The sequence below is a fragment of the Cryobacterium suzukii genome (assembly GCF_004403185.1).
GTDB classification, from domain to species: Bacteria; Actinomycetota; Actinomycetes; order Actinomycetales; family Microbacteriaceae; genus Cryobacterium; species Cryobacterium suzukii.
Window position 1 is genome coordinate 209,793 of record NZ_SOHJ01000009.1, and the last position, 17,169, is coordinate 226,961.

Annotated in this window: 15 protein-coding genes; 11 read left to right on the plus strand and 4 right to left on the minus strand. The window is 65.2% G+C overall.

Annotation, left to right across the window (positions count from 1 at the left end):
* The first annotated feature begins 16 nt into the window (after positions 1–16).
* From E3T39_RS09705 to E3T39_RS09715, 3 genes are read left to right on the plus strand one after another with little or no spacing between them, the layout of a single operon-like run.
* Entirely contained in the window at positions 17–1,441 is a 1,425-nt protein-coding gene (locus tag E3T39_RS09705; protein WP_241979633.1) for a ferredoxin reductase family protein, read from the plus strand.
* Positions 1,438–1,935 (plus strand): FMN-binding protein, encoded by a 498-nt coding sequence (locus tag E3T39_RS09710; RefSeq protein WP_134514757.1) that lies wholly within the window; start codon positions 1,438–1,440, stop codon positions 1,933–1,935. Before E3T39_RS09705 ends, E3T39_RS09710 begins: the two co-directional genes overlap by 4 nt.
* Before the next feature lie 30 nt (positions 1,936–1,965).
* Positions 1,966–2,700, plus strand: coding sequence for an FAD:protein FMN transferase (locus E3T39_RS09715; RefSeq protein ID WP_241979634.1), 735 nt, complete (start codon positions 1,966–1,968; stop codon positions 2,698–2,700).
* A 36-nt stretch (positions 2,701–2,736) separates the two neighbouring features.
* On the opposite strand, the gene E3T39_RS09720 is transcribed toward E3T39_RS09715, so the two are convergent.
* On the minus strand, positions 2,737–3,147 hold the full coding sequence (locus E3T39_RS09720; protein ID WP_134514759.1) for a DUF3054 domain-containing protein: 411 nt from the start codon (positions 3,145–3,147) through the stop codon (positions 2,737–2,739).
* Positions 3,148–3,222: 75 nt separating this feature from the next.
* Positions 3,223–3,933 (minus strand): VIT1/CCC1 transporter family protein, encoded by a 711-nt coding sequence (locus tag E3T39_RS09725; RefSeq protein ID WP_134514761.1) that lies wholly within the window; start codon positions 3,931–3,933, stop codon positions 3,223–3,225.
* A gap of 252 nt (positions 3,934–4,185) precedes the next feature.
* On the opposite strand from E3T39_RS09725, the gene sucC reads away from it, so the two are divergent.
* From sucC to purH, 5 genes are all read left to right on the plus strand, one after another.
* The gene (gene sucC / locus E3T39_RS09730; RefSeq protein WP_134514763.1) at positions 4,186–5,355 is read left to right on the plus strand and encodes an ADP-forming succinate--CoA ligase subunit beta; all 1,170 of its coding nucleotides are present in this window, start codon (positions 4,186–4,188) and stop codon (positions 5,353–5,355) included.
* Between the two features lie 13 nt (positions 5,356–5,368).
* Entirely contained in the window at positions 5,369–6,256 is an 888-nt protein-coding gene (gene sucD, locus E3T39_RS09735) for a succinate--CoA ligase subunit alpha (protein ID WP_104193334.1), read from the plus strand.
* Between the two features lie 106 nt (positions 6,257–6,362).
* On the plus strand, positions 6,363–7,610 hold the full coding sequence (locus E3T39_RS09740; protein ID WP_134514765.1) for a cell division protein PerM: 1,248 nt from the start codon (positions 6,363–6,365) through the stop codon (positions 7,608–7,610).
* A gap of 10 nt (positions 7,611–7,620) precedes the next feature.
* Entirely contained in the window at positions 7,621–8,205 is a 585-nt protein-coding gene (gene purN / locus E3T39_RS09745; RefSeq protein WP_134514767.1) for a phosphoribosylglycinamide formyltransferase, read from the plus strand.
* Positions 8,206–8,208: 3 nt separating this feature from the next.
* The gene (gene purH, locus E3T39_RS09750; protein ID WP_134514769.1) at positions 8,209–9,876 is read left to right on the plus strand and encodes a bifunctional phosphoribosylaminoimidazolecarboxamide formyltransferase/IMP cyclohydrolase; all 1,668 of its coding nucleotides are present in this window, start codon (positions 8,209–8,211) and stop codon (positions 9,874–9,876) included.
* A gap of 72 nt (positions 9,877–9,948) precedes the next feature.
* On the opposite strand, the gene E3T39_RS09755 is transcribed toward purH, so the two are convergent.
* A complete protein-coding gene (locus E3T39_RS09755; RefSeq protein WP_134514771.1) occupies positions 9,949–10,695 on the minus strand; it encodes an SDR family oxidoreductase in 747 nt (248 codons plus the stop codon).
* 261 nt (positions 10,696–10,956) lie between these two features.
* On the opposite strand from E3T39_RS09755, the gene E3T39_RS09760 reads away from it, so the two are divergent.
* Positions 10,957–12,036, plus strand: a complete 1,080-nt coding sequence (locus E3T39_RS09760; RefSeq protein WP_134514773.1) for a Glu/Leu/Phe/Val dehydrogenase dimerization domain-containing protein — start codon at positions 10,957–10,959, stop codon at positions 12,034–12,036.
* 96 nt (positions 12,037–12,132) lie between these two features.
* Here the strand turns inward: E3T39_RS09760 and E3T39_RS09765 are convergent, their stop codons facing one another.
* Entirely contained in the window at positions 12,133–12,822 is a 690-nt protein-coding gene (locus tag E3T39_RS09765) for a DedA family protein (RefSeq protein WP_134514774.1), read from the minus strand.
* Between the two features lie 574 nt (positions 12,823–13,396).
* Here E3T39_RS09765 and E3T39_RS09770 point away from each other — a divergent pair.
* Both E3T39_RS09770 and E3T39_RS09775 read left to right on the plus strand, forming a co-directional pair.
* Entirely contained in the window at positions 13,397–15,259 is a 1,863-nt protein-coding gene (locus tag E3T39_RS09770) for an ABC transporter ATP-binding protein (RefSeq protein WP_134514776.1), read from the plus strand.
* Positions 15,256–17,061, plus strand: coding sequence for an ABC transporter ATP-binding protein (locus E3T39_RS09775; protein WP_134514778.1), 1,806 nt, complete (start codon positions 15,256–15,258; stop codon positions 17,059–17,061). The genes E3T39_RS09770 and E3T39_RS09775 overlap by 4 nt, the downstream gene beginning before the upstream one ends.
* The last annotated feature ends 108 nt before the right edge of the window (positions 17,062–17,169 follow it).

Genomic DNA, 17,169 nt, shown 5'->3' on the forward strand with positions numbered 1-17,169 from the left:
GCTCGATGCTCTACTCATGAGCCTCGACACGCGCATCACCCGAACCGGCCCGGTGCCCACGCACCGCAACCCCGGTGCGACGCTGCACCCCGCCTACAACAGACGGATGCGCCTGGCCGATAGCCTGCAGATTCTCTGCGTCGCTTCGGTCGCCATCGTGATCGCCATCTTTCTCTCCGATGGGGGAGCCGCCAGGTTCGGAACTCCCGCCGACGCCTTCACCTCGCTCGGAATCGTCGCCGGGCTGGTCGGCACCGACGTTCTGCTCGTCATGCTCGTGTTGGCCGCGCGGCTGCCACCGATCGACCGCGCCTTCGGGCACGATCAGGCCATGGCCGTGCACCAGTCGCTCGGCAAGCCAGCCCTGTACCTCATCCTTGGCCATGCGGCTCTGCTCATTACCGGCTACGCGCTCGCCGAGAACGTGAACGTGTTCGCCGAGATCTGGAACATGTTCACTGGCCTGCCTGACATGCCGTTGGCCTTTCTCGGCCTCGCGCTCATGATCGGCGTCGTTATCACCTCGCTCGTGGTCGTGCGTCGTAAATTTCGCTACGAGGCCTGGCATGCCGTGCACCTGCTCGCCTACCTGTCGGTGCTTGTCGCCATCCCGCACCAGCTGAGTGTGGGAAACCTACTCAGTGAGGGCGCCATCGCCCGCTACTACTGGCTCGCCCTCTACATTGCCGTTGCCGGCTCCATCATCGTGTTTCGGTTCCTGCTGCCGGTCACCCGGTCGTTGCGCCACCGTCTCGTGGTGGACCGAGTGGACGCCGTCGCTCCGGGCGTGGTCTCCATCACCCTGACCGGCCGAAAGCTGGACAAACTCCGGGCGACCTCCGGGCAGTTCCTCGTCTGGCGGTTCTGGGCCCATGGACTCTGGTGGCAGGCGCACCCGTTCTCCCTGTCGTCAGCGCCGAGTGAGCGCGGACTGCGCATCACGGTTCGCGGCCTGGGCGATGCCTCGCAGCAGCTTCCCCGAGTGAAACGCGGCACCCGGGTCAGCTTCGAAGGCCCGTACGGGCTCTTCACCGAGAACGCTCGAACCTCGCCCCGCGTCGTGCTGATCGCCGCAGGCATCGGCGTCGCCCCCATCCGCTCGCTGTTGGAAACGGTGTCGTTCGCACCCGGCAACGCTACCGTGCTGCTCCGCTCGCACAGCCTTGGCGATACCTACCTGGTCGACGAACTCACCGACCTGTGCCGGGTTCGCGGCGCCGAGCTGCGCATCATCGCCGGCAAACGTCCTCAGGGAGTAAGTACCTGGCTTCCAACGGATGCTGCCCGCGCCGGGATCTCCCTGAGCACGATCGTGCCCGAATTACTTGACTCCGACATCTACATCTGCGGCCCTCGGCCGTGGACCGATGCCGTCGTGCGTGATGCCCGCGCTGGCGGAGTTCCCAAGAAGCAGATCCACTACGAAAGGTTTGACTGGTGAGAGCACGTGCCGTGGCCGCGGCCGCACTGGCCTCCGTCTCGATTGTCGGCATCGGCTGGCAACTGGGATCGCAGGCGATCGGCGCCTCGCAGAGTCTTGCCTCGAGTATCACCGGAACCGACTCCGCTTCAGCCACGAACACAGCCGCCTCGCCGAAACCGGCAGCAGATGCCGCGGCTGCTGAAGCGATCAGCGCGACGGCCGCATCCGCCGCACAATCGGGAACCTTCACCGGCCCGGTCGTGGCCACCCGGTTCGGCAATGTGCAGGTTTCCGTGACAATCGCCGCTGGTGCCATCACCGACGTCACCGCCCTGCAGCTCACCAACCACGACGGCAGGTCGGTGCAGATCAGCAACCGGGCGGCGCCAATCCTGCGCACTGAGGTGCTCGCCGCGCAGTCCGCGAGCGTACAAAACGTGAGCGGCGCCACCTACACGAGCGACGGCTACCTGCAATCACTGCAGTCGGCTCTCGATACGGCTGGGTTCTAGGTGCCGACCCTACGCCGCGATTACACACGGATGCCCGCACTCACCTTCGAAACGATGGGTACTGTCGTGAGTGTGCGACTGGGCGATTCCGATGCCGATGCAGCTGAACTGGTCGGGACGGTGTTTCGTCGCTGGGACGAGCAGTTCAGTCTGTACCGAGAGGATTCGGAACTGAGTCGCGTCGCGCGCGGGGACCTCCGTTTGACTGCGGCGAGTCAGAGTCTGCGCGACTGCTACGCCCTCGCGTTGAACTGGCGGGAATGCACCCAGGGCGTGTTCACACCACATCGTGCCGATGGCGTCATCGACCTCTCTGGCGTGGTTAAGGCGCTCGCCATCGCTGAAGCCGGAGCAGCTCTGACGGCGTGCGGCCAGGCCAATTGGTCGATCAACGCTGGCGGTGATGTCCTGGTCAGTGCGGATGCCGGGCACCCCGAATGGGTCGTGGCGATCGTCGATCCGGGCAATCGAGGCGACGTGATTGCGAAGGTACCGCTGGGGCATCCGCTGCGGGCTGTGGCAACCTCGGGTAGCGCGGAACGGGGCGAACACATTTGGACTGCCCTAAACGGCGAACCGTCGCCGTTTCGACAGGTGAGTGTGTTCGCGGGCGATATCGTCACCGCCGACGTGCTCGCGACGGCGATCGTGGCCGGCGGAGAGGCGACGCTGAACGAGATGACCGAACGCTTCACCATCGACGTACTCGCGGTGCTGCGGGATGGCCAGTTGCTCGCGACTCCGGGACTGCGGCGCGCCGAATAGGTGATTTTGCGTGTTGGACAGCTGCTGATCCTGAAATCAAGCCGCGGCTAGCCTGCGCTGGCGGTCGAGGCGGCGCACGAGCGCGGCGATGGCACGCCAGCCGAGCAGGAACAGTCCGAGCACGACGGTCGTGACGATCGCGAAGCTGAGTTGAACGCCCTGGCCGCTGGCGAGGCGCAGCAGGAGACCACCCGCCACGGTGACGATCCAGATGCCGAGCCCGGTCCAGACGATGCGCCGAGGGTGTCGCCAGGCACGCAGCAGGAGCCAGCCGATAATTAAGCCGCCGAGGAACGGCCAGGAGGTCACGCCGAGTCCCGCCAGGCTTTCGCCGTGGCTCAATCGGCCGATCGCGGCGAAGGCCAGTACGGCGGCCGCGTCGAGAGCGGCCGCCGTACCGATCGATGATCGCGAAATAGGGCCAGCTCCGATGTGCAGTGATGCCATATTTTTAGCTTATCCACCCGGTCGATCTAGAACCCGGAGTTAGCTGTGAGCCGCAGCACGGGCAGACGCAGCCCACTAAACACCGCCGCCGATCAACGCCCCGATGACGTAGGTCACGGCAAGGGCGAGAATGCCGCCGATGACGATGCGGGCAATGGCGCGCGGTTTGGGACTGTTGCCGAGGTGGGCGCTGAGCCAGCCGGTAATGACCAGGGCCACGAGAACGGCGACGAACGTGGCGCCGATGCGCCACTCGGCCGGGGGCAGCAGAACGGCAAGCAGCGGGAGCGCAGCGCCGACGGTGAAGGCGATAGCGGATGCGTAGGCAGCATGCCACGGATTCGACACGTCCTGCTCGGTGATGTGCAACTCCACTTCGAGGTGCGCAGCGAGGGCGTCATGCTTGGTGAGTTCGAGTGCGACCTGCTGGGCGGTCTCGGTGGAGAGCCCCTTGGCAGCGTAGAATCCGGCCAGTTCGGCGAGTTCCTCCTCTGGCTCGTTCTCGAGCTCCCAGGTTTCTTTGGCAATGAGGGCGCGTTCTGAGTCGCGTTGGCTGCTCACCGACACGTACTCGCCGAGGGCCATCGAAATTGCGCCGGCGAGGAGGCTCGCGACACCGGCGATGAGAATGACGTTGGAATCGGTGGTCGCAGCCGCGACACCGACAACGAGGGCAGCGACGGAGACGATGCCGTCGTTCGCGCCGAGAACACCGGCGCGCAGCCAGTTCAGCCGGGAAGCGAGGCCGGCGGCGTGCGGTTCCACCGCTTGAGCAAGATCAGTCATAGAACAAGATAAGCACCCAGCGGGGGCCTCGTCCAGCAAGGTGTGGCTAGCCTTCGCGGTGCTGTTTCGTGGCAGCACAGTGGTGTTTCGAGAGCTCGATGAGTGCGCCGGGCCGCTCGATTCACGCGATAGAGTTTCCAAGGGCCGGTATGTCTTGATGTCGAGCTAATTTACGGCTGGACTGCTGTTACCAACAACCTCATATATCTTCACCGGCGGTGTGATCGCCAAGACGCGGATTGGAAGAGCAGCGTGGATCTTTACGAATACCAAGCGAGAGACCTCTTTGAGGAATATGGTGTGCCGGTTCTGCCGGGCATCATCGCGGACACCCCCGCCGAAGTGCGTGCAGCGGCCGAGAAGCTCGGTGGCGTTGTCGTCGTCAAGGCGCAGGTTAAGGTCGGCGGCCGCGGCAAGGCCGGCGGCGTCAAGGTAGCCAAGACTCCGGATGACGCTGAGGCCGCTGGCCAGGGCATCCTGGGCCTCGACATCAAGGGCCACACCGTTCACCGCGTCATGGTGGCCGGCGGAGCCCGCATCAAGGCGGAGTTCTACTTCTCCGTGCTGCTGGACCGCTCGAACCGGTCCTACCTGTCGCTCGCCAGCTACGAGGGCGGCGTGGAGATTGAAGTTCTCGCCGTCGAGAAGCCCGAAGCGCTCGCCTACACGGCCGTTGACCCCTCGGTCGGCATCGACCTGGCCGTGGCGAAGCAGATCGCCATCGACGCCAAGTTCCCGGCCGAGCTCGTCGACAAGGTCGCCCCGGTCTTCGTCAAGCTCTACAACGTATTCAAGGGTGAAGACGCGACCCTGGTCGAGGTCAACCCGCTCGTGCTCACCGAAGAGGGCGACATCATCGCGCTCGACGGCAAGGTCACGATCGATGAGAACGCCGACTTCCGTCACCCCAAGCACGCCCTCCTCGAGGACGCCGCCGCGGCTGACCCGCTCGAAGCCAAGGCCAAGGCTGCCGGCCTCAACTACGTCAAGCTCGACGGTGAAGTCGGCATCATCGGCAACGGCGCGGGGCTCGTCATGAGCACCCTCGACGTCGTCGCCTACGCCGGCGAGAACTTCGGCAGCGTCAAGCCGGCCAACTTTCTCGACATCGGGGGCGGAGCATCCGCTGAGGTTATGGCCGCCGGCCTCGACGTCATTCTCGGCGACCCGCAGGTTAAGAGCGTTTTCGTCAACGTCTTCGGTGGCATCACCGCGTGTGACGCCGTTGCCAAGGGCATCGTGGGCGCACTCGCCGAGCTCGGTGCGAGCGCCAACAAGCCGCTCGTCGTTCGCCTTGACGGCAACAACGTCGAGGAGGGTCGTCGCATCCTCGCCGAGGCGAACCACCCGCTCGTAACACTGGCCGCCACCATGGACGAGGGCGCCGCCAAGGCCGCCGAACTCGCCCACGCAGCGAAGTAAGGGACAACCAAGCATGTCAATCTTCCTCAACAAAGACTCCAAGGTCATCGTTCAGGGCATCACCGGAGGTGAGGGCACCAAGCACACCGCCCTCATGCTCAAGGCCGGTACCCAGGTCGTCGGTGGCGTCAACGCGCGCAAGGCCGGCACCACCGTCGTGCACGGCAGCGTCGAACTGCCCGTCTTCGGCACGGTCGCCGAGGCCGTCGCCAAGACCGGCGCCGACGTGTCGATCATCTTCGTACCGCCGGTCTTCACCAAGGACGCCGTTATCGAAGCGATCGACGCGGAGATTCCGCTGCTCGTCATCATCACCGAGGGTGTTCCCGTGCAGGACTCGGCCGAGTTCTGGGCCTACGCCATCAAAAAAGGCAACAAGACCCGCATCATCGGCCCGAACTGCCCCGGCATCATCACGCCCGGTGAGGCACTCGTCGGCATCACGCCGGCGAACATCACCGTGAAGGGCCCGGTCGGTCTCGTTTCCAAGTCGGGCACCCTGACCTACCAGATGATGTACGAACTTCGGGACCTTGGCTTCTCCACCGCGATCGGTATCGGTGGCGACCCCATCATCGGCACCACGCACATCGACGCCCTCGAGGCGTTTGAGAACGACCCGGAGACCAAGGCGATCGTCATGATCGGCGAAATCGGTGGCGACGCTGAAGAGAAGGCGGCAGAATACATCAAGGCGCACGTCACGAAGCCGGTTATCGGCTACGTGGCCGGTTTCACAGCTCCAGAGGGCAAGACCATGGGCCACGCCGGCGCTATCGTCTCCGACGGAGCCGGAACCGCCCAGGGCAAGAAGGAGGCCCTCGAGGCCGCCGGAGTCAAGGTCGGCAAGACGCCGAGCGAGGCTGCGAACCTACTGCGCGAGGCGCTCGCCGCACTGTAATCAGTACGCACGTCAGGAGGGGCTCGCCGATTCGCGGCGGGCCCCTTCGGCGTATCGGGCGCGTGCTGGCGAGCATTGTCGGTGGGGCGATATAGGCTCGCAACGGATGAACCGCATAACGACCGCCCTGCTCGCCGCTCTCGAGGCATTACTTGTCGTTGCCATTGGCATCGGCATCGCCATGGTGCCGCTCACCGTGCTCTGGGCCGCCCACTTCGGCCTCTCCGTGGAATGGTTCGTCTTCTGGCGCGCGGCCGCCGATATCTGGCTGCTCGGCAACGGCGTCGACCTCACGGTGCAGCTTGGCCCTGACGTCGCCGCAGCGCTTGCCCTGACCGGGGCAGACACCCCCTTTCTCATCTCGGTCGTGCCGCTCGGCTTTGCGGTGCTCTCGGTACTGATGGGCGTGCACACCGGCCGTCGGGCCGCCGAGACCCCGCACCGCTGGACGGGCGTCGGAGTCGCCGTGGGCACGTACGCGATCCTCGCCGCGCTGGTGACCCTGTCCGCGGTGTCGCAAACGGTTGCGCCCAACCAACTGCAGGGGATCGTGCTGCCAACGCTCATCTATGCCGCCGGGGTTCTGGTCGGGGCGGAACTGGGACGGCGCAAGACCGCGGGGGCCCCGGGGCGCCTGGACCGGGTTAGCCGCGGCATCCGCTCGGCCTACCAGCGGATACCACACACCAGCCGCACCGTCATCGAGGGTGCGCTGCGCGGCGGAATAGCCGCCGCCGCGGGCGTGCTGATCGTGTCGGCCGTGGCTGTCGCCGTGCTCATCGCGGTGAATTACGCGACCATTATCGGGCTCTATGAGGCGGTTCAGGCCGGTATCTTCGGTGGCGCTACCATCACCCTGGCGCAGCTCGCGCTCATTCCCAACCTCGTGATTTGGGCTGCCGCGTGGTTTGTCGGGCCCGGCATCGCGCTCGGCGTTGGCACCACAATCTCGCCGATCGGCACAGTCGTGGGAACCCTTCCTGGTCTGCCTCTGTTCGGCGCGCTGCCGCAGGGCACCCCGACCTACGGCTTTCTCGGATTACTTGCACCCGTGCTGATCGGTTTCGTTTTCGCGGTCGTGACCCGGCAGTTTTTGGACCGCGCGGGGCTCCCCGAGAGAACCACGCTCGCGCACGTCCTCACCGGCCTCGGCATGGGCATCGTCGCCGGCGCGCTCCTCTGCCTACTCGCCTGGTGGTCGGCCGGAGCGATGGGCCCGGGCCGTCTCGTAGAGGTCGGGCCGAATCCGCTGCTGGTCGGCGCGCTCGCCGCCGCCGAAATCGGCGTCGCTGCGGCCCTCGGCATGCTCGCCGGCCGGGTACGGCTCCCCGCTCGGCGCTCCGCCAAACGGTAGGCTCAATATCGTGCTGTCTATTGTCGTGTTGATCTCCGGCGGAGGATCCAATCTGCGAGCCCTGTTGGAGGCGTCAGAAGACGCCGAGTTTCCGGCCCGTATTGTGGCGATTGGCGCTGACCGAGACGCCGACGGGCTTGAGCTCGGCGTCGAATTCGGTGTCCCGGCCTTTTCTGTTCCGTTCTCATCGTTCACCGACCGGGCGGCCTGGGGCGACGAACTGCTCGCGCAGATTCAGCAGTGGCAGCCCGACCTGGTCGTGCTCAGCGGCCTGATGCGGCTGCTGCCGCCGCGCGTGGTCGCCGCCCTGTCGCCGAACCTGATCAACACGCACCCGGCCTACCTGCCCGAATTTCCCGGCGCGCACGCCGTACGTGACGCTCTGGCCGCTGGCGCAGTGCAGACCGGAGCCAGCATCATCGTGGTCGACAACGGTGTCGACGCTGGCCCCATCCTGGTGCAGGAGCGCGTCGACGTTCTGCCCGGAGACACCGAGACTTCCCTGCAGAATCGCATCAAGATCGTCGAGAGGCGCCTGCTCATCCAAGCCGTACTCGACATCGCCAACGGACACATGAACCTCAAGGAGAACTAACGCATGAGTGGTCACACCAGCGCGCCCAGCTCGTACCGTAACCGGGACCAGATCACCATCGAGCGTGCACTCATCTCCGTGAGCGACAAGACCGGACTGCTCGAGCTCGCCGCCGCTCTGACCGCGGATGGCGTCGAAATCGTCTCCACCGGCTCCACCGCGGCCACCATCCGCGCCGCCGGCATAGAGGTAACCGACGTCTCCGCGGTTACCGGCTTTCCAGAATCCCTCGACGGTCGCGTCAAGACCCTGCACCCCGGCGTGCACGCCGGCATCCTCGCCGACCTTCGCCTGGAAGCGCACGAAGCGCAGCTGACCGAGCTCGGAATTAAGGCTTTCCAGCTTGTCGTCGTCAACCTGTACCCCTTCGTCGAAACCGTCGAGAGCGGCGCCGAGCCGACCGACGTGATCGAGCAGATCGACATCGGCGGACCGACCCTCGTGCGGGCGTCCGCTAAAAACCATGCCAACGTGGCCATCGTCGTCGACCCGGCCAATTACGGGGAGATCATCGAAGCCGTCGCTGCTGGCGGCTCGACCCTCAAGCTGCGCCAGAAGTTCGCCTCGCTCGCCTTCGAGCACACCGCCGACTACGACCTGAGCGTGTCGGCCTGGTTCACCGAGAACGTCTACGACCAGTGGCAGGACGACTTCGAAGCCCTCGACGAGGACACGACGTTCGAGGCAGCCGAAGAAGAGGGCGACGACGAGTCGCCGTTCCCCGAGGGACTCGGCATCGAGGTCACCCGCGACGCCATCCTGCGTTACGGCGAGAACTCGCACCAGGCCGCCGCGCTCTACGTCGGCGAAGGCGGTCGCGGTATCGCGCAGGCCAGGCAGCTGCACGGCAAGGAAATGTCGTACAACAACTACGTCGATGCGGATGCCGCTGTGCGCGCCGCCTTCGACTTCAACGAGCCGGCCGTTGCCATCGTCAAGCACGCCAACCCCTGTGGCATCGCCGTCGCCAAGCCCAATGCACCGGATCCCATCGCCTCCGCCCACCTGCGCGCCCACGCCTGCGACCCGATCTCCGCGTTCGGCGGCGTGATCGCTGCGAACCGCGTCGTCACCCTCGGCATGGCCGAAACCATCAGTGAGATCTTCACCGAGGTGCTCGTCGCCCCCGGCTTCGAGCCGTCAGCGGTAGAACTCCTCACCAAAAAGAAGAACATCCGCCTGCTCGAGCTGCCCGCCGACTATGAGCGTTCCTCGCTCGAACTGCACCAGATTTCGGGCGGCCTGCTCGTGCAGGAGACCGACAGCTTCGAAGACTTCAGCTCAAATGCTTGGACTCTCGTGGCCGGTCCCGAAGTGGATGCCGCCACCCGCGCCGACCTGGAATTCGCCTGGAAGTCGTGCCGCTCCGTGAAGTCGAACGCTATTCTGCTCGCGCACGCCGGGGCATCCGTCGGGGTGGGCATGGGCCAGGTCAACCGGGTCGACTCCTGCCACCTCGCCGTGAGCCGCGCCGGAGAACGGGCCGAGGGCTCGGTCGCGGCCTCGGATGCGTTCTTCCCCTTCGCCGATGGCCTGGAAGTACTGCTCGACGCCGGCATCGCAGCGGTCGTGCAGCCCGGCGGATCCGTGCGCGACCCCGAGGTCATCGCCGCAGCCACCGCTGCGGGTGTCTCGATGTACTTCACGGGAGAGCGCCACTTCTTCCACTAGGTTGCGAAGCGGGGCAGTCGCCGCGAGTCAGCGTCTCATGTTCATCGCTTCGGGAGCCAGCACGACCGACGCTTAGATCACGCCGCCGTTGGCGTAGATGACCTGACCGTTTACCCATCGACCCGGACCGGCCAGGAAGGCGACAACGTCGGCAATATCGTCGGGCTGGCCCAGCCTTTCCAATGGTGCCATCCTCCCGAGGTGTTCGATCGTGGCGTCGTCTTTGCCCGTCAAGAAGAGGGGGGTTGCGGTCGGCCCCGGGGCGACGGCGTTCACCGTGATATCTCGGCCACGCAGTTCTTTCGCGAGGATCAATGTGATTGCGTCGACGGCGCCCTTGGTCGCCGCATAGGCCGCGTAATTGGGAAGTGCGATCTTCACGACCGACGACGAGAAGTTGATGATCGCGCCCCCGTCGCGGACCCGCCGTGCGGCCAGCTGGTCGACGACGAACGTGCCGCGAACATTGGTGCGCACCATTTTGTCTAGTACGTCCAGGTTGAAGTCGACGAGCGGTTTCAAGATCATCTGGCCGGCCGTATGAACGACGACGTCGATTCCACCGAACGCGTGCTCTACCGCGTCGAACGCCGTGGTCATGGCGGCGTCGTCGGCAACATCTCCGCTGACCAGGATGGCCTTGCCTCCCGCAGCGGCGATGGTGGAAACGACCTCCTCGGCGCGATCGCGGTTGCCGGAGAAATGTACGGCGATGGCCATTCCATCGGCGGAGAGCCGCTCGGCGATGGCCCGTCCGATTCCGCCGGACGCACCGGTAATCAGTGCGACTCGTTGGATCGAATCGGTCTGTTCAGCCATGAAGTTCTCCTTGGAGTAGTTGGTGCCCGATGACTGGGGCGAGATCACGCTCGCCGCGCCGAGGCTGCATGGAGTCCAGCCTATGTTGAGGCTTGAGGTGCATCCCGAAATGAAACAAAGTTCACCGAATCGGATCGAACCTGCGTTGAGGACGTTCTCCTTCTGTACTCCAAGCGCCAGGTGCGGTTATCCTATTCGAGGCGGTGCCACACACCGGCGCCACCGACCTCGGCCCACAAGGCCCGAAACAACGGAGTTTCCATGACCCTCACGCACCCTACCGCCGCCCTCGATTCCCTCACGCAGATTTCACTTTCCCATGAAAAAGTGCTGATCACGACGGGGGAACGATCCGGGCTGATGATCACAGTGGCCATCCACTCGACCCGTCTCGGCCAGGCCCTCGGCGGCGCCCGCCTGTGGCAGTACGCGAGCTGGACCGACGCGGTCGCCGACGCACTGCGCCTCTCCGCCGCCATGACCCTGAAAAACGCGGCCGCCGGCCTGAACCGCGGCGGTGGTAAGTCCGTCATCTATCTGCCGCTCGGCACGGTACTGACCGACGCCCAGAAGCGTTTGGCGATGCTCGACCTCGGTGACGCCATCGAGAGCCTGAACGGTGCCTACATGACGGCGGAAGACGTCGGAACGAGCGCCGAGCTCATGGCCATCGTGGCCGAACGCACGAGCCACGTCTGTGGACTGCCCGCCGCGAGCGGCGGCGTTGGCGAGCCAGCGGATGCCACAGCGTCCGGCGTGTACGTGAGCATCGAATCCACCCTCGAGGCCCTGTTCGGCAGCCGCGAGGTGCGCGGCCGCCACCTGGTGATCTCGGGCCTCGGCCAGGTGGGTGGCCGCGTCGCAACGGCCGCCGCCGCCGCCGGCGCCACCCTCACCGTCACCGACATCAACCCCGACAAGCGCGCGCTCGCCGAGGAACTCGGCGCCCGCTGGGTGTCGGTCGCTGATGCACACCGGGTGCACGCCGACCTGTTTGTGCCGTGCGGGCTTGGTGGTGTGCTGACGAAAGCCGTGATCGCGGAGTTGAACGTGCTCGGCATCTGCGGCGCCGCCAACAACCAGCTCGAGAACCCGGCCGGTGCCGCTCAGCTGGATGCGCGAGGCATCCTCTGGGCACCCGATTTCGTCGTCAACGCCGGTGGCGTCGTCTACCTCGACCTGGCGAGTGAACCGAACGCCGACCGCGCCAAGATCACCGAGCGCGTTGCGGCCATCGGGTCCGTGCTCACGCAGATCTTTACGGATGCCCACGCGAGCGAGATCACGACCCTCGCGGCCGCTGAGATGCTCGCTGCGACCCGCCTGAACGCCGCCCGGTAGCTCGCCCACTTCAGGAGTGCGCCCCATTTGGGTGGCGGCTACGCTGGTTACCGTAGCGGCTACCGGGATCGGGCGCGGTCCCGGCAGGCGCGTGGCTTATTCTCGCAGGTCGACCGGGATGGTGGGCACAACGCGGGCGGCCGCACGACGCTCCTTCAGGGTCGTGCGGGCGGCCTTGGCCAGCTCGGTGAGGATCGGAATTCCGGAAAGCAGAATGATGCCGATAATGAAGTACTCGGAGTACGCCTCGACAAACGCGATCTGACCGAGGAAGAAACCAACCAGAGTGAGACCGACGCCCCAGGCGAAGGCACCAATCGCGTTGTAGGTCACAAAGCTGCGGTAGCGCATCTTGCCGACGCCAGCGGCAACCGGTACGAAGGCACGGAAGACCGGCAGAAAACGAGCCAGGATGATGGACTTGCCGCCGTGCTTCGCGAAAAAGGCGTTGGTGCGCTCGACATTCTTCGGGTTGAAAAATCGGTTCTTTTCGCGCGAGAACACTGCGGGGCCGGCCTTTCGGCCGATGACGTAGGCGAGCTGGTCCCCGGAGAATGCGGCCGCAAACACGACCAGGCAGGTCACCCAGATCGGCAGCGGCACGACGCCGGTCGCGGTGAGCAGGCCAACGGTGAACAGCAGCGAATCGCCCGGCAGGAACGACAAGACGATGAAACCGGTCTCGACGAACACGACAACGGCGACGCCCAGAAGCACGAACGATCCAAACGAGTGGATCAGCCACTCAGAGTCGAGAAAATCGATTCCGAACAGGGTGGGCAGCATGAAGAATCCTTCCAACAAGCGAGCGCGGGGGCATGGCCATGCCAACGAGGGGCGCAGACTCCAGACTACGTGACGTGATGCTGGGATATGCCGGGTTGCCAGGCCTCGGTGCAGGCATGCCTTCCAGGTGAGCGGATGCTCCCGGCCCAGAAAATACTTGTGTTCTGCCCCCGTTTTCCAATATCCTGAAAGGCTGCCTGATCCGGGGGCACGTGACAGACATTCTTGAGGCGCCCAGGAGGCAGACATGACAAAGACAGCACCGATCACGATCGCAACGGCTGCGAACGACGGGGCTCCCTTTGGCGCTTCTTCCCCTGCCCGCGTAACGACCCGCGGCGCCGTCGTTGTGACCTGCGCCGGCTAGTTTCGTCGTTGCTCATAGGGGCAGGCACTTAGCATTTGTGCCCGTGAGCCAACACAGCCGCACCGTATAGCCGCACGTGACGCCCCACCCACTGCGACACGTCTCGTCAGCATTGCCAGCACATTGCAGGCACGCTATCGGCGACCAGAGTCATCCGCTGCACCCGCGCAACCTGAAGCGCGGCCGCACCACAATCAGGACTGGACCATGACCACCACCGCACCGAAGGCACCGCCGCCTCCCACCAACGACGCCCCAGTACGCAGCAACACCTTTCGCAGCCTGCAACGGCTCTACCCCTATGCCAGGCCGGCCCTTCCCCGCATCTACCTCGGCATGGCCTCCGCGCTTCTCGCCGGACTCGTGGCCCTGGCCATACCGCAGGTGCTGGCGTGGCTCGTCGACGGCCCCCTCAGCGCGGTGGGGAATGGCGACAGCACCGCACAGATCTGGCCAGCCGTGTGGATGGTTCTCGGACTCGGTGTGCTCGAGGCGATCATGATCGCCCTGCGCCGCTGGTTCGTACTCACCCCCGGCACCCACATTGAAGCGCGCATGCGCAACCACCTCTATGCCCGGCTGCAGGACCTGCCGGTGAGCTTTCACGACCGCTGGCCGAGTGGCCAGTTGCTCTCGCGCGCAGTGAGCGACCTCAACCTCATTCGCCGCTGGGTGTCGTTCGGGCTCGTGCTGCTCGTGGTCAATTTTCTCACCATCGTCGTCGGCGTCGTCATTCTGCTCTGGATGCACTGGCTGCTCGGCGTGATCTTCGTGGTCTGCTCGATTCCGATCTGGATCTACGGCTACGTCTTCGAGGAGAAGTACTCCGTGATCGCCCGGCGCAGCCAGGACCAGGCCGGCGATCTCGCGACCGCCGTCGAAGAGTCGGTACACGGAATTCGCGTGCTGAAAGCCTTCGGCCGCGGGTCGTTCGCGCTCAAGAACTTCGCCTCGCAGGCGGAAAGCCTGCGCGGCACCGAGATCGAGAAGGCCCGCGCCATCGCCGGTATCTGGCTCTGGCTGCTGCTCGTACCCGACGTTGCATTCGCTCTCTGCCTCGTGGCCGGCGTCTGGCTCACCAGTCAGGGTGACCTGAGCCGCGGCGAGCTACTGGCGTTCTTTGCCACCGCGACAGTGCTGCGCTTTCCCGTGGAATCGATCGGGTTCCTGCTCTCGATGACCTTCGACGCGCGCACTGCCACCGACCGCTTCTTCGACATTCTCGATACCCCGAACGAGATCACCGACCCGAAGAACCCGGCCACCGTGGCCGCACCGCTCGGCCGACTCGCGTTCGATAACGTGCACTTTCGCTACCCGGACTCGCCGGAGCGCTTCCCCGACCTTCTCAACGGCATCGACCTCGTTCTCGAACCGGGAGAGACCATGGCGCTCGTCGGCCTCACCGGAAGCGGCAAGTCCACACTCACGGCCCTCACCACCCGGCTGTATGACGTGACTGCCGGCGCGGTTACGCTCGACGGTGTCGACGTGCGGGCGCTGCGCCGGGAGGAACTGCGCAGCCACCTCGCGATGGCATTTGAGGATGCCACCTTATTCTCGGCATCCGTTCGTGACAACGTTCTGCTCGGTCGCCCCGACCTTGCCGCCAGCAGCCCCGAAGCGGATGCCGCACTCGCGCAGGCCCTGCAGATCGCGCAGGCCAATTTCGTGCACGACCTGCCCCTCGGCGTCGACACTCTGGTCGGCGAGGAAGGAATGAGCCTGTCCGGCGGGCAACGGCAGCGTCTCGCGCTTGCCCGCGCGGTCGCGGCGCGGCCATCCGTTCTCATACTGGACGATCCCCTGTCGGCGCTCGATGTGAACACCGAGTCGCTCGTGGAGAACGCGCTGCGTGAGGTGCTCGTCGACACCACCGCGCTCATCGTGGCGCACCGCCCGTCAACGGTCATGCTCGCCGACCGGGTGGCGCTGCTCGAAGACGGCCGCATCACCGCCGTCGGAACACACTCCGAGCTGCTGCGCACCAGCGCGCACTACACCTTCGTCATTTCCAGCCTCGAAGACGAAGAACGCAGAGAATCGAACCGAGCGGAGGAAGCACTGTGACCGTCAGCGGCGTCAAGGGCGAAGAACGCCACGACTTCACCAAGGCCGAAAGCAAGCAGATTCGTGCGCGTTCGCTGCGCCTGCTCGGTTCATTGCTGCTGCCGGTGCGCGGCAAGGTCGCGCTCGCCATGATCGTGGTCGTCGTCTCGACCGCAGCCCAGGTCGCCGGTCCCGCGCTCATCGCCTTCGGCATCAACCGCGGGCTGCCCGCTCTGCTCAATCAAAACTGGGTGCCGCTCGCCGCGACCGGCGCGATCTACCTGGTCGCCGGGGTGCTCGGCGCGCTGCTCATCGCCTGGTACACCGTGTTGAGCGCCCGGGTGAGCCAGGCCGTGCTGATCGACCTGCGCAAGCGGGTGTTTTTGCACACGCAGAAGCTCAGCCTCGAATTTCACGAGTCGTATACCTCCGGCCGTATCATCTCGCGCCAGACCAGTGACCTCGATGCCATTCGGGAGCTGCTGGACTCGGGGATCAACCAACTCGTGCAGGGCATCCTCTATATGTCGTTCACCGCGATCGCCCTGGTGCTACTCGACGGCACGAGCGGGCTGGTGCTCCTCGGCGCGCTGCTGCCGCTCGTCATTCTCACCCGCTGGTTCCAGGTGCGCTCGCAGAGCCTGTTCCGGCAGTCGCGGGTCGCATCAGCGAGCCTGATCGTGCGTTTCGTCGAGACCATGACCGGCATTCGTGCGGTGAAGGCTTTTCGCACCGAAAAGCACAACGAGTCGGTGTTCGGCAAGCTCGTGGAAGGCTACCGCGAGGTCAACGCGCGGGTGATTCAGCTGTTCGGGGTTTTCGACCCCGGGCTGGTTCTCATTGGCAACGTCACGGTCGCCGCAGTGCTGCTGGTCGGTGGTTTTCGGGTGGCCGACGGCCAGCTCGCCATCGGCACGCTGCTCGGGATGTTGCTCTACACTCGCCGGTTCTTCGACCCGATGGAGGAGATGGCCATGTTCTACAACTCCTACCAGTCGGCCGCAGCGGCGCTCGAGAAGATCTCGGGCGTGCTCGAGGAACGGCCCGGCGTACCCGATCCGGTTGCCCCAGTGGACCTCTGGGACGCTCGCGGGCGGGTGCGGTTCGACAACGTGCAGTTCGCATACCAGGCTGATCGGGAGATTCTGCCGCACTTCGACCTCGACATTCCGGCCGGGCAGACCATCGCGCTGGTCGGGTCGACCGGAGCCGGTAAATCCACGCTCGCCAAGCTGATGAGCCGGTTTTACGACCCGACGGATGGCCGCGTTCGGCTCGACGACGTAGACCTGCGCGACCTGCATCCCAAGGACCTGCGCCGCGCGATCGTCATGGTCACCCAGGAGGCCTACCTGTTCAGCGGTTCGGTCGCCGAGAACATCGCAATAGGAAAACCGGATGCTTCGGCGCAGCAAATTCGCGCCGCCGCGGCTGCCGTCGGTGCTCACGACTTCATCGAGAATCTACCGAACGGATATGACACCGACGTAAACAAGCGCGGCGGGCGCGTATCAGCCGGACAACGTCAGCTGATCTCGTTTGCGCGCGCTTTTCTCGCCAACCCGGCGGTGCTCATCCTCGATGAGGCTACGTCGTCGCTTGATATTCCGAGCGAACGGCTCGTGCAGGAGGCGCTGCAAACTTTGCTCGCTGATCGCACGGCCGTGATCATCGCCCACCGCCTGTCGACGGTCGCGATCGCCGATCGGGTGCTCGTGATGGAACACGGTCGCATCGTGGAGGACGGAACCCCGAACGACCTCATCTCGGGAACCGGCCGCTTCGCGACCATGCACGCCGCCTGGCGAGACTCCCTCGTATAGCTGCCCCCGGGGGCGGCGAGCCTCTTCGTCGCTCCCGGAAAACGGCAATCCTGAAACCGAGACGATCGTGCAAATCGAGCCCTAGTTTCGGTAGGCGTCACGCAGATG

Bases quoted from the DNA above. Each gene is read 5' to 3' on its own strand.
- E3T39_RS09705 (WP_241979633.1), top strand. From the start codon at position 17: ATGAGCCTCGACACGCGCATCACCCGAACCGGCCCGGTGCCCACGCAC.
- E3T39_RS09715 (WP_241979634.1), top strand. From the start codon at position 1,966: ATGCCCGCACTCACCTTCGAAACGATGGGTACTGTCGTGAGTGTGCGA.
- E3T39_RS09720 (WP_134514759.1), bottom strand. From the start codon at position 3,147: ATGGCATCACTGCACATCGGAGCTGGCCCTATTTCGCGATCATCGATC.
- E3T39_RS09725 (WP_134514761.1), bottom strand. From the start codon at position 3,933: ATGACTGATCTTGCTCAAGCGGTGGAACCGCACGCCGCCGGCCTCGCT.
- sucD (WP_104193334.1), top strand. From the start codon at position 5,369: ATGTCAATCTTCCTCAACAAAGACTCCAAGGTCATCGTTCAGGGCATC.
- E3T39_RS09740 (WP_134514765.1), top strand. From the start codon at position 6,363: ATGAACCGCATAACGACCGCCCTGCTCGCCGCTCTCGAGGCATTACTT.
- purH (WP_134514769.1), top strand. From the start codon at position 8,209: ATGAGTGGTCACACCAGCGCGCCCAGCTCGTACCGTAACCGGGACCAG.
- E3T39_RS09755 (WP_134514771.1), bottom strand. From the start codon at position 10,695: ATGGCTGAACAGACCGATTCGATCCAACGAGTCGCACTGATTACCGGT.
- E3T39_RS09760 (WP_134514773.1), top strand. From the start codon at position 10,957: ATGACCCTCACGCACCCTACCGCCGCCCTCGATTCCCTCACGCAGATT.
- E3T39_RS09765 (WP_134514774.1), bottom strand. From the start codon at position 12,822: ATGCTGCCCACCCTGTTCGGAATCGATTTTCTCGACTCTGAGTGGCTG.
- E3T39_RS09770 (WP_134514776.1), top strand. From the start codon at position 13,397: ATGACCACCACCGCACCGAAGGCACCGCCGCCTCCCACCAACGACGCC.